This is a genomic window from Thiomonas sp. SCN 64-16 (genome assembly GCF_001725585.1).
GTDB classification, from domain to species: domain Bacteria; phylum Pseudomonadota; class Gammaproteobacteria; order Burkholderiales; family Burkholderiaceae_C; genus Thiomonas; species Thiomonas arsenitoxydans.
Map to the genome: position 1 here is coordinate 1 of NZ_MEGQ01000076.1, position 9,621 is coordinate 9,621.

Consider the following 9,621-nt stretch of genomic DNA (forward strand, 5'->3'; position numbering starts at 1 on the left):
CCGGTGATTCATGTAGTGGTTGGTTTCAGCGAAAGTTACGCAGAATGCCCGACAGGATCCTCCGTGCTTTCAGTGGCCCGTCAGGACCGGAGGCTGCAACTCGGTACGTGGGCAACGCAACCTCCGCCGGAACTGGCTCCTCGATCAACGGAGCCGGTTGTCGTTAAGCAGCGCGTCAGCCCCTTCTACCAGACTAATCTCGAACTGCTGCTCCGCGCGCAGCGCATCGAGAAGTTAATACTCATTGGCGTATCCACCGAGTTCGTAGTGCTCGCCACCGCCATGGATGCACACGATCGCGACTACCACGTAAGCGTGATCGAGGAAGCTACAGCCGCGCTCGACCCTGTTCGACATGACGCTGCCGTGAAGGTATTGCGTAGCACCGCCGACGTCACCACCCTAGATGGCGCTTTCGCCAACGCCAAATTTTTCAAGGAAATATAACCATGAACCTCAACCAACCCCCGCTCGTGGTAAATCTAGGCTCCGCCGCCGATACCGACCTTTTGGAATGGACGACACACTCGAGCCTCGGGCGCCATGGCGCCCGTATTTTCAGCCTGTTCAAGTGCGAGAGTTCTGGACAACATGTTGCGCTGGTGTCGTGCGCACCTGGCGCGAGTGCAACTACTCACGTCCATCCGGGCCATGAATGCTTCCTTGTGCTGAGTGGCCGTTTCGAAGACGATCACGGTAGTTACGGTCCTGGCGATCTCGTCGTTTATCGCCCCGGCAGTCGGCATGCTTGGCGCTCACCCGAGGGGGCGTTGATCTACGTCGTGTGGGGCGCGCTGCCAATGCCGACTGATGGCGTCCGTGACGATGTAGATGAGGCTGAGCTCCCGATCTACTTGCGTGACATTCCCCCTTCATTCTGACCGGCCGCATTCTCTTCTTAACGGTCGAACCCGCGCTCGTGGGCGCGCAGCTCGCCGGGCGCGATCTGGAGTTTGATGATGTAGGCGAGCTGCGCGACGATGTTTCCACCGACGAAATTACGCCGATCCCGGTGCTCACCTTATTCGATGAGCGACTCGGAGATTTTCCCTACGTCGGCTACGAGACTCGAGGCCAGCGCCCAGTGCCGCAAGGCGCGGTGAAGCAGGGTGGATTTCAAGTCACAGTGGCGGGGCACCGCTATGGCAAAGGCTCCTCCCGTGAACACAGCCCTCTTGCCGAGCGAAGCGCCGGCATCCGTCTCGTGATTGCCAAGAGCTTTGAGCGCATCTACAGGCAGAACGCGGACAATCTGGGGCTGATTACTTCAACCGACTTTGGGCTAGTTGAGAGACTGTGTCGAAGGGAAGCCATCACGTGGGACGAGATCATCGGCTCGCGCGATAGCTTGTCCGCGGAGATACTGAGTGCGGGGGGGTTGTTACGTTATGGTCAGCGCCGATCGTGGGACTTCAGTAGATTTTCCGGAAAGCAAGAACGCGACGCGAGGCCTAAGACCCTGGCACACAAAATTCTTGAACGGAATTTATTGACGACCCCTGGCTGCAGGGATGCTCCCGCGACTGGCCAAGGTTGCTTTGTGCGCACTGACTGGCGCTTTATTCATGAGTATTACACCGGCATGGCATCTCACCTGCTGCGCTCCGCTTTCTGGAATGATCTGGAAGTCGTGGACGCCCCTTCGCTGCTCACGTTCGAAGATCACCTGTCGTACGCACACCTGAGCGCAGCGCATCGTAGCCCTGAAGCGATGCTCGGAATCTCCACTTTGTGCAAGGCCCATCGCGACTTTGCGCGTGCCCATGGTCTGCGTGAGCACGGTCGCCAAACTGGCGGCGTCGGCTCCGAGGGCATATCACATCCGTTGATGACGGAACGGTACGCCCTGCCTGGGCAACTTGTCGTCGGCACTGATTCCCACACTCCGCACAGTGGTGCGCTTGGCTGCCTGGCATTTGGTGTGGGAACTACCGATATGGCTAACGCCATGGTCACTGGTGCCGTACGGATGATCGTGCCCGACGTGTTAAGGGTTGAGATCGACGGTCAACTTGCCGAAGGTGTGACCGCCAAAGATATCGCATTACGTCTGCTCGCTGATCCCCGCATCCGAGACGGTGCTGGAGTGGGTAAGGTTTTCGAGTTCGCTGGTTCCGTAGTGCGAGCGCTCGATGTGGATGAACGCGCCACACTTACAAATATGACGGCCGAACTGGGCGGCTTCGCCGGTATTGTCGAACCCGACGAGCAGACCTGCAGATTTCTGCGCGAACGCAGGGACATCGAGTTCACCGTCGAGCCTTGGATGAGGAGCGACGCACTGGCGCACTATGCCGACATTCTGCGATTCGATTGCTCCGATTTGTCGCCAATGGTGGCTTTGCCCGGAGACCCGGGCAATGGAATCCCGCTGAATGACCTGATTGAGCGTCCTTCTGTCGATATCGCTTACGGTGGCTCTTGCACGGCTGGCAAGCGGTCGGACTTCGACCAATACCATGATGTTTTGTCCTGGGCGGTGACGCAAGGGCTGCGAGTCGCACGCAATGTGAAGCTATATCTGCAGTTCGGTACCGAGGACGTTGCGCGGTATTGCGAACGGATGGGGTATCTCTCAGCCTTTGAGCGGGTGGGGGCTGAACTGCTCCAACCGAGTTGTGGCGCTTGCGCCAACTGCGGCCCTGGCGCATCGGAATCGGCTAACGACGTGACGGTCAGCGCGATCAACCGGAATTTCCCGGGCAGATCTGGCCCAGGCAAGGTCTGGCTCGCCAACCCATACACCGTTGCAGCCAGCGCAATCGCCGGTCGGCTGGTGTCATTCGACGAATTGAGACGACTCGGAGGCGAAGAAAATGCCGCAAAGGCAGATTGGCGTTTTCGGAACCACCAAAGTCTCTGCGTTTATTTGTACGGTAGTTCCGCGCCCTAGTCATCATGGTCGCCAGCGAATCGGCAGGAATCGACCATGACGACTGGGGAGGGTTTACACATCGCCGGCATGCCGCTTAACCTCACCCCAGCCTGAGCATCCGACAAACATCGGATGATGAAACTTTTAGTCTGACCGCAGACAAGCGGCAGAGTGCCCTAATCATTCGTGCGGCAGTTCCGCGGCGATACCCCGTAGCGCTCCTTGAACAGCCTGCTGAAATGTGCGGGATCCTTGAAGCCGCATTGATAGGCGATGGAGGCGATGGCCTGCTCCCGGTAGGCCTCGCATTGCAGCATCGCTTGCGCGGCCTCGAGACGCTTGGCCAGCACGATCCGCGAGAAGCGCAGTCCTCGCTGGGCGAACAGCCGGTGCAGATAGCGTTCTGACACGCCGATCGCTTGCGCGCAGGCCACGGCGGACAGAACGTCCGCGTCGTACAAATGCTGCTCAACGTAGTCGAGCGCCTGTTGCCAGCGCAGTTCATTTCCGGCTCGGATGGCGGGCGCTGGCGCTGAATCACCGTGATAGGCGGCTGCCAACAGCCACGGCAGCGCAAAGGACATGTAGAAATCGGCGGTACCGCAGGAGCCATCCATGGCCATGCCAGAGAGAGCCCGGCGGACTGTCTCCGCAGGCAGAGCGGCGCCGCGCGCGATCCGCGGCGCAAGGGGGCGGTACCTCGCGTGGTCCACACGATTTAGGCGCATGGCCGTTGCTGGTAGCCGTATGGCGTAGAAACTGCCGGGCGTCTTGAACACGACACGCGATGGCTCGGCAAGATTGCGGAACGAGATGTCCCCGGCGCCGAAGGACAGGCGCGTGCCGTTCTGCTCAATGAATCCGTCGCCTTCGATAACGACGTGAGCGACGACCGATGCGCGTACCTCGGCAGATAGCGTACCGAGATCGGGAACCGCGTGGTTGATCGACTGCGGGCGAACCGATAGCTGGGCCAACCACAGTCTGTTGAACTTCGCATGCTGCTCCAGGCGGCCGCCGGGTCCGCCGTCATCGAGGATGACTTGGCCTGGCACGAAGCGCTCTGCCAACAGCTGCGCCCATGCGTGCGCCGACTTCCCCTGCGTCTGGTTTCCCACGTGTTCATCTCCTTCCAACGATTCGGTTCATGTGGCGGCAAGCTCGTCGACTGGTGCTTCTTAGACTGTTTGTAACCCGTTTTCATCCCAAAGGAGAGAGAAACCATGTCCGCCATCTTGACCGATTTCCATGCTTCCGTGTTTCCTGTGCCTCCCGTTCAGCCTGATGCTGGATTGGATGATTTGCTGAAATTGCGCACCGCGCTGGTCCTGGAGCATCCTCTTAATCAAGCGGTCGAGCGCGCCACGGGAAAGCTGTTCTTGATGTTCGAGTTGTACGCCGATTTCGTGTTCGACTTTACCGAGTACGTCTGCCGATTATTCATGGCGTTGCGGGATGAGGATATGAAATCCGTGATCTATGAGAATCTGATCGATGAGCTTGGTCTTGGTTCGGCGAAGCCAAGTTCCTGGAAGACACAGCATGGGGAACTCTACCGCCAGTTCATCCACAGCCTGCGCCTGATCGAATCTTACCGGGCGATGGGCATCGGACAGCGCATTGTCACGATCGAGCGCGCATCGAAAGCCATCTCCAGACGCTTTTACGACGCACACGCGGCGATCATCGCCGATGGTGATGACCGGCAAAGCTTTGCCGCGTTCTCAACCATCGAGTGCTGGGTCTGCGACTTGTATGCCTTCTGGAGGCGATCCCTTAAGGGCATGGGCTGCAGCTACGAGAGCCTGGACATGCGGACCATCGATCTGCATTGCATCTGTGACGCCGAACACAGCACCGCGCTTGATAGTCCTCTGCGGAGAAAGCTGTCGCAGAGCGCCGACGCGCTGCATCGAGTCAGGAAGGGAGTCGTGCGCGGTATGGTGGCTTCCGAACAACTGTTCTCTGATATTCACCGGGAACTGGCATGACGGTTTCGACCCGTTGCGAGAACGCCCCCCGGCGATGGCCCCTAATCCTACTGCTGGCGCCGTTCCAGTTCATCTTCGGGCTGATCTATTCCTGGGGCGCCATTTCGCCCGCCATCCATGCCCAAAGCGGCTGGCCTCGGGCGACTCTCGACCTGGCGTTCTCGCTGACGCCTCTCGCGTTGCTTCCGGCTGTTGTCCTGGCCGGCCATGGGCTGCGGCGGATGTCGCCCAGGGCGATGCTGGCGGTGGCGCTCGGCTGCTTCACGATCGGTGGCGCGGTCGGTTTGGTGTTCGGGGATTCGCTGCCGTTCATGCTGGGCTACAGCATCGTGGCCCTGGGGATTGGCGCCGGGTTGTCCACGGCGGCCTGCATCGCCGTCGTCGCGCGCCTGTACCCACAACGCCGGGGTGTGCTGGGCGGCGCACTGCTGGCGCTGTACGGCATGTCGTCGGTGGTAAGCGCGCCCTTGTTCGAGTCGCTCAATGGTCACTTTGGCTGGCGCGCGGCGCTGGCTTTGCTGCTCGGCCTGTATGCCGCACTGGGCTGGCTGGCCTGGGCCGGCCTCCCGGTTCTGCCTGCGCAGGACGTGCACTTGGCCCCGCGTATCGGAATGCGGACCATGCTGGGCCATCGGTCGATGCGCTGGGCACTGGGTCTGGTGTTGATCGCCGCCCCTCTGGGGTCGGCGTCATTCGCGACGGTTGGACATCTCACCCGCCAACTTGGCTTCGGCTCGAGCTTCGCCCTCGTTGCGGTCGCTGCCATGGCGATCGGCAACGGCCTGGGGCGGTTGGGCTTCGGCGCCTTGGCCGACGTCCGGGGCGGACGCTTCAGCCGCAAGGTGGTGCTGGCCGTCAACGCCCTGGCTGCGGCGATCCTGCTGGCCGTGCTGCATGGCCTGGACGCGAGGGCGTTCGCCCTGTATCCCTTGCTCATGGGCCTGGCCTTCGGCGGCATGGCAGGCAAGCTGCCGGCGCTGGCCGCACATGTCGTCAAGGATGGCCATGCCGAGACGGCGTTCGGCTTGCTGTTCGGCGCCTTCGCATTGGCCAGTTTCCTGGGGCCGCTGGCCAGCGCTGCATTCGGTACGCGCGAGGCACTGGAAGGTTTCGCCGTCTGTGCGATCGCAGGCTGGTTGTCGGCGCTCGTCGCTCCTTGAACTGGAGGTGAACGCAGTATCCAGGCCGGTGGTGCGAAGGCCAAGGCGTGCCGCATGGGGATTTAGCGACCACGCGGCTGAAGCAAATCTACGGAAATCCCGCACAATTTAGCCATGCGCACGGTCATCGAAACTCCGACGTTCCAGAAGCAGGCCAATCGCATCTGGGCCGACGAGGAGAGGCTGCAGTTCATCACCTGCATCGCTGAGCATGCTGACGCGGGCGACGTGATTCCGGGGGCGGATGGAGCCCGCAAGGTACGCTGCAAGCGCGCAGGCAGCGACAAGTCCGGCGGGGTGCGCGTGATCTACTTGAACCTGACCGACGAGGAGGCCGTGCTGCTGGTGGCGCTATGCGCAAAAACGGATCAGGACAACATGCTTCCCAAGGACATCCGAAAGGTGGTGTGACATGGACGTGTACAAGATCGCCAAGGCTATCGAGTCCGACGCGGGAGAGCCGCTGCCGGATCTGCGTCAGGCGCTGGACGAGGCGCGGGCGCGGGCGGGGCGCGTGACGACTCCCGAGCAGATTCTTGTGCGCAAGGCCCGAGAGGCGTCGGGATTGACGCAGGCAGCGTTCGCGGAACGCATCTCGACACCAGTCGCCACCTTGCGTGACTGGGAGCAGGGCCGTTTCGCTCCGCCCGGCGGCGTGCTGTGCTTGCTGCGCCTCATCGCCCGTCACCCGGACTTGACGCAAGAACTTGCCGCCTGAAGAGGCAAAGAAGGCAAAGGGGGCGCTTGAAGAATGCCTCTGAGTGCGCATCACATGGTTCTAAATTGGGTATCGACCAAGGACAACATCGCAGCCGCGAAGGTGGCGGCGACGGGATCCAGATTCGCCTCGATCATTCGGAGTAATGCATGGCGAGAAATGTGCTGCGACACGAGCTGGGGGCTGGAGAATCAGATGCCGGCCACGACTGAAGGAGATCGGAGATTTTGGCGACAAACAGAAAAGAGCCCTTGACCAAGCACGCCTGGCAGTTCGCACCGAGGTTTCGCCGTGGCGCGTTCGGCTGGCGGTCGGATCTGCCGATCCAGCGGATCAAGGAAGCGGTCTCCGAGATCAAGGCGGTGGGCCGCAAGGAGCCTGTTCTTGCCGCGGAAGGCGTCATCATCCTGCTGGAAAAACTCTCTCCCGCATTGGAGCAGGTGGACAGTTCTTCGGGGGCGATCGGATCGGCGGTGAACAAGGCTATCGACACCCTGGTGCCGATCATCGCTGCAGCAACTGTGGATGTCGGTGTGCGGCAGCGTTGGCTGCAGCGACTATGGGCCGCCGTCGAGAATGACGGCATGTCCTACATCGAAGCCCTGGGTGAACTCTGGGGTGATCTGTGCGTCACGCCCGAGATCGCGGTGGCCTGGGCGGACGAGTTCCTGCCGGGTCTGGAGTCGGCCTGGGGATCACCTCGAAGTGAGCATCGGTACTACGGCGGCACCGCCGCCTGTCTTGCCTGCCTGTACGCCGCAGGGCGCTACGAGCAACTTCTGGCGCTCCTCGAGAAAGCCCCGTTCAAGTGGTGGCGCGACCGGCGTTGGGGTGTGAAGGCATTGGTGGCCATGGGCAAGCGTGCCGAGGCCTTGCGCTATGCCGAGGCATCGCGGGGACTCAATGACCCTGTCTGGCAGATCGCCCTGGCGTGCGAAACGATCTTGCTGGAATCGGGTCTCGCGGAAGAGGCCTACAAGCGCTTTGCGATCGAGGCGAATCAAGGCACAACCTATCTGGCGACATTTCGGGCGATCGCCAGGAAGTACCCGGGAATTCCGAAGGAAACGATCCTGCGCGATCTCGTTGCCAGCACGCCGGGCAACGAGGGCAAGTGGTTCGCCGCGGCCAAAGATACGGGGCTATTCGATATGGCGGTCGAGTTGGCCAGGCACTGGTCGGCTGACCCGCGCACCCTGACGCGTGCCGCCCGTGACTATGCGGAAATGCAGCCTGGGTTCGCGCTCGCCGTCGGTCTGGCGGCATTGCACTGGATGGCGCTCGGTTATGGATACGACATCACCGGAGGTGATGTGCTTGATGCCTACACGGCGGCGTTGCGGGCTGCACCGGCAGCGGGCGTTGCGGTCGACCAAGTGCAAGCGCAGGTCCGTAATCTGATCGCGGCGGCGCATCCTGGGAGCAAGTTGTTGGAGACAATGCTCGGGCAGCGCGTGGGTAGGTAGTCTGGCATCTGAATGTCCAAATTACCCGCTGGGGGTCGAACGGAACGAGCTGCTGAGCCGCACCGCTTTGTGTGCCTCAGCATCCAGGGGAGGGAATGTGCGAGTGTTGATTGACAAAAACGCAACTACAATAGCGGCATGACAACCAACTTGCGCTTTGAGTGGGATGAGGCCAAGAACCGCGCCAATCAACGCAAGCATGGGGTGAGCTTTGAAGAGGCTGTTCACGTCTTCCACGACCCACTGCAGGTTTCCATCCAGGATCGCATTGAAGGCGGCGAGCAACGCTGGCAGACCTTCGGTCTGGTCAGTGGTGTGGTTCTGCTGATGGTGGCGCATGCCGTGCGCGAGGACGATGAAAACGGCCACGCCATCGAGGTCATCCGTATCATCTCGGCGCGTCGCGCCGACCGCATGGAAAGGCAACGCTATGAAGAGCAAAATCGTTAGGCACACTCCGGACTCGCTGCCGCCCCTGACGGCGGCACAGCAGGCCCACCTGAAGGCGCTGGCTGCGCAGCCTGACAACGCCATCGATACGAGCGACAGCCCTGCGTTGAGCGCAGCGCAATGGGATACCTCCGTGCGTGGGCGGTTCTATCGACCGATCAAGCAGCAGATCACGGCCCGCATCGATGCCGATGTGCTGGACTGGCTCAAGGGCCAGGGCAAGGGCTACCAATCGCGCATCAATGCCATCTTGCGCAAAGAAATGCTGGCACACAAGGCTTGAGCGAGCTGCGATTTCAGCACTGGTCAGGTGGGTGCGGTACTACTGGATATGGTACTAATCATGGTATCAATATACTAAGTGCATGATTTTATGAAGAAAATGAATCCCTTCGTCTCCGCCAAGAGATAAGCCTAAGTAATTGATTCACTTAGGCTTTTTTCTTTTCTGCGTTTGCCTGTCATCAAAACCGTCATCAAAGCCGGTGTGATCCAAACGCATCAGCACGCCGCGTGCTGACCCGATGCGCGCAGACCGGGCCGCCCATGCGCCTGCACGCTACCCCAAGCCCCCCTCCTGATCTGCCCCGCATGGTTCCTGGGGGCTGGGCCGCGATCTTCCCTGTGGAGTGATTGAGCGAGTGGATGCAGACGATGAATGCAATAGCAATGAATCATGGTCGCATGCACGGCGCGATTGAGTCGGCTTACGCCGGATTTGCCTTGACTCCGAGATAAAAACTACTTCCATGAATTAATTCTGTCAACAAAACAAGCGTTTGCATGTAAACGCGAGTCATTGCACACTTCCTCAACCCTGAGGAACCCGACATGACCCAAACGCCCACGCAAACCCCGCCCACGCAGACCCTTCTGACCGTCAAGACCGTCCAACAGTGGACCCAACTGTCCAGGACGACCATTTACCGCCTCACCGTCGGCGGCCACCTCCATCCGGTGC

At 60.7% G+C, this 9,621-nt stretch carries 11 protein-coding genes; 10 read left to right on the plus strand and 1 reads right to left on the minus strand.

Features of this window, described 5'->3' with window-relative positions; all coding sequences use genetic code 11:
- From ABT24_RS14800 to ABT24_RS14810, 3 genes are all read left to right on the plus strand, one after another.
- Positions 1-447 (plus strand): cysteine hydrolase family protein (locus ABT24_RS14800; protein WP_286738163.1); only part of this gene is annotated, 447 nt, incomplete at its 5' end.
- 2 nt (positions 448-449) lie between these two features.
- Positions 450-881, plus strand: coding sequence for a cupin domain-containing protein (locus ABT24_RS14805; protein WP_286738164.1), 432 nt, complete (start codon positions 450-452; stop codon positions 879-881).
- A 38-nt stretch (positions 882-919) separates the two neighbouring features.
- A complete protein-coding gene (locus ABT24_RS14810; RefSeq protein ID WP_286738166.1) occupies positions 920-2,893 on the plus strand; it encodes an aconitase family protein in 1,974 nt (657 codons plus the stop codon).
- A gap of 158 nt (positions 2,894-3,051) precedes the next feature.
- Here ABT24_RS14810 and ABT24_RS14815 read toward each other — a convergent pair whose 3' ends face one another.
- Complete coding sequence (locus ABT24_RS14815) at positions 3,052-3,993, minus strand: AraC family transcriptional regulator (RefSeq protein WP_276730546.1); 942 nt, start codon at positions 3,991-3,993, stop codon at positions 3,052-3,054.
- A 105-nt stretch (positions 3,994-4,098) separates the two neighbouring features.
- Here ABT24_RS14815 and ABT24_RS14820 point away from each other — a divergent pair, with 105 nt between their 5' ends.
- The 7 genes from ABT24_RS14820 (at position 4,099) to ABT24_RS14850 (ending at position 8,943) form a co-directional block, all read left to right on the plus strand.
- Entirely contained in the window at positions 4,099-4,866 is a 768-nt protein-coding gene (locus ABT24_RS14820; protein ID WP_276730545.1) for a hypothetical protein, read from the plus strand.
- Positions 4,863-6,026, plus strand: a complete 1,164-nt coding sequence (locus ABT24_RS14825) for an MFS transporter (protein ID WP_276730544.1) — start codon at positions 4,863-4,865, stop codon at positions 6,024-6,026. The genes ABT24_RS14820 and ABT24_RS14825 overlap by 4 nt, the downstream gene beginning before the upstream one ends.
- Before the next feature lie 114 nt (positions 6,027-6,140).
- Complete coding sequence (locus tag ABT24_RS14830; protein ID WP_013123537.1) at positions 6,141-6,437, plus strand: hypothetical protein; 297 nt, start codon at positions 6,141-6,143, stop codon at positions 6,435-6,437.
- A 1-nt stretch (position 6,438) separates the two neighbouring features.
- Positions 6,439-6,744 carry a helix-turn-helix domain-containing protein gene (locus ABT24_RS14835; protein WP_013123536.1) on the plus strand — a complete coding sequence of 102 codons (306 nt, stop codon included), beginning with the start codon at positions 6,439-6,441 and terminating at the stop codon, positions 6,742-6,744.
- 251 nt (positions 6,745-6,995) lie between these two features.
- A complete protein-coding gene (locus ABT24_RS14840; RefSeq protein ID WP_156054272.1) occupies positions 6,996-8,210 on the plus strand; it encodes a hypothetical protein in 1,215 nt (404 codons plus the stop codon).
- Between the two features lie 138 nt (positions 8,211-8,348).
- Positions 8,349-8,660 carry a BrnT family toxin gene (locus ABT24_RS14845; RefSeq protein WP_156054273.1) on the plus strand — a complete coding sequence of 104 codons (312 nt, stop codon included), beginning with the start codon at positions 8,349-8,351 and terminating at the stop codon, positions 8,658-8,660.
- The gene (locus tag ABT24_RS14850) at positions 8,641-8,943 is read left to right on the plus strand and encodes a BrnA antitoxin family protein (protein ID WP_156054274.1); all 303 of its coding nucleotides are present in this window, start codon (positions 8,641-8,643) and stop codon (positions 8,941-8,943) included. The genes ABT24_RS14845 and ABT24_RS14850 overlap by 20 nt, the downstream gene beginning before the upstream one ends.
- The last annotated feature ends 678 nt before the right edge of the window (positions 8,944-9,621 follow it).

What these genes read in the sequence shown, in the direction of transcription:
- ABT24_RS14805 (WP_286738164.1), top strand. Translation starts at nt 450, where the DNA reads ATGAACCTCAACCAACCCCCGCTCGTGGTAAATCTAGGCTCCGCCGCC.
- ABT24_RS14820 (WP_276730545.1), top strand. Translation starts at nt 4,099, where the DNA reads ATGTCCGCCATCTTGACCGATTTCCATGCTTCCGTGTTTCCTGTGCCT.
- ABT24_RS14825 (WP_276730544.1), top strand. Translation starts at nt 4,863, where the DNA reads ATGACGGTTTCGACCCGTTGCGAGAACGCCCCCCGGCGATGGCCCCTA.
- ABT24_RS14830 (WP_013123537.1), top strand. Translation starts at nt 6,141, where the DNA reads ATGCGCACGGTCATCGAAACTCCGACGTTCCAGAAGCAGGCCAATCGC.
- ABT24_RS14835 (WP_013123536.1), top strand. Translation starts at nt 6,439, where the DNA reads ATGGACGTGTACAAGATCGCCAAGGCTATCGAGTCCGACGCGGGAGAG.
- ABT24_RS14845 (WP_156054273.1), top strand. Translation starts at nt 8,349, where the DNA reads ATGACAACCAACTTGCGCTTTGAGTGGGATGAGGCCAAGAACCGCGCC.
- ABT24_RS14850 (WP_156054274.1), top strand. Translation starts at nt 8,641, where the DNA reads ATGAAGAGCAAAATCGTTAGGCACACTCCGGACTCGCTGCCGCCCCTG.